The sequence below is a fragment of the Weissella sp. DD23 genome, assembly GCF_001579105.1.
In the GTDB taxonomy this organism is placed as follows: Bacteria; Bacillota; Bacilli; order Lactobacillales; family Lactobacillaceae; genus Weissella; species Weissella cibaria.
Genome location: NZ_KQ970390.1, coordinates 14,839 through 15,972, shown reverse-complemented (window position 1 = coordinate 15,972; position 1,134 = coordinate 14,839). Strand labels below are relative to the sequence as shown.

General features: G+C 44.7%; 3 protein-coding genes. All 3 read right to left on the bottom strand.

Annotated features, from left to right (window positions below):
- Nucleotides 1–460, bottom strand: a 460-nt coding sequence (locus tag WEIDD23_RS14085) for an amidase (protein WP_242865338.1), incomplete at its 3' end; no start/stop codon positions are given.
- Nucleotides 460–771 carry an Asp-tRNA(Asn)/Glu-tRNA(Gln) amidotransferase subunit GatC gene (gatC, locus tag WEIDD23_RS00070; RefSeq protein WP_010370377.1) on the bottom strand — a complete coding sequence of 104 codons (312 nt, stop codon included), beginning with the start codon at nt 769–771 and terminating at the stop codon, nt 460–462. The genes WEIDD23_RS14085 and gatC, both read right to left, overlap by 1 nt.
- A 53-nt stretch (nt 772–824) precedes the next feature.
- A partial coding sequence (locus WEIDD23_RS14080; protein ID WP_242865337.1) for an RsmF rRNA methyltransferase first C-terminal domain-containing protein occupies nt 825–1,134 on the bottom strand: 310 nt, incomplete at its 5' end.

The window sequence follows — 1,134 nt, the reverse complement described above, 5'->3', positions numbered from 1 at the left end:
CAGATGAACCACCAGGCACCTTGGTTTGGTCCCAAGCGTTCTTCGTCTTACGATAATATGACGTTTCGCTGGTTGAACCCATGGCAAATTCGTCCATGTTCAACTTACCAACGCCAACAGCACCGTTAGCGCGCAACTTTTCGATAACCGTTGCATCGTAAATTGGCTTAAAGTTTTGCAAAATCTTTGAAGCAGCAGTTGTTGTGACACCCTTAGTTACCAAGTTGTCCTTGATACCATATGGAATACCTGACAAGATGTTGTCTGGGTCAATGCCGGCTTCATCAATTGCCTTAGCTTCTGCCAAAGCTTCATCCTTCATCACTGTGATAAAGGCTTCATACGTATCGTCAGTTGCAGCAATGTTTGACAACGTTGCTTCTGCCAACTCAACGGCTGTGATTTCCTTGTTCACGAGTTGTTCGTGCAAGGTTTCCAAATCTGTGTGCAAGAAATCCATTAGCCCTCTGCTCCTTCATCAAGAATAGCTGGCACCTTAATCAAGGTATCCGTGTGTTCTGGTGCGTTTGCCAACAATTCTGCTGACTGGTGGGCGTTTACAGCCACATCTTCACGCAACACTGTCCGCATTTCAGTAACTGAATACGTTGGTGCAACACCTTCCGTATCAACTTCTGACAATGTCGTGACCACTTCAAAAATCTTCTCCAAGTGATCCGTGAACATGTCAGCTTCTGCGTCCGTCAAAGTCAACTTTGCCAAGTTGGCAACGTGTTCAACTTCTTCACGTGTAATTTGCTCGTTTGCCATGTGCATTCCTTTCAACGCTGTAATAATTCTATCTTACCAAAGAATAACGCAGTTTAGTACATATCGTCAGACAATTCGTTTTTCTCTTCGCGAACTTGGAAACGTAACCCCTTCGGATAGAAGTTTTTCATTTGACCATCAACCAACTTACCAAAGCCAGTACCGTTTCCACCAATTTCTAGCAAGTACCAGCCATTTTTGTACTGCTCACGGTCACGAATCATAAATGTATCACCGTGAACATACTTGGCCCATTCTTCATCAGTCACTTCGTAGCGACGGGTGAATTGATCCGGGTGCAATGCTAACGCCAATGCCAAACTTGGCTCAAAACGCTTCTTTTTCAGCGTTCCTAAGTGGACC

Coding starts and splice junctions, on each gene's coding strand:
- gatC (WP_010370377.1), bottom strand. CDS start 771: ATGGCAAACGAGCAAATTACACGTGAAGAAGTTGAACACGTTGCCAAC.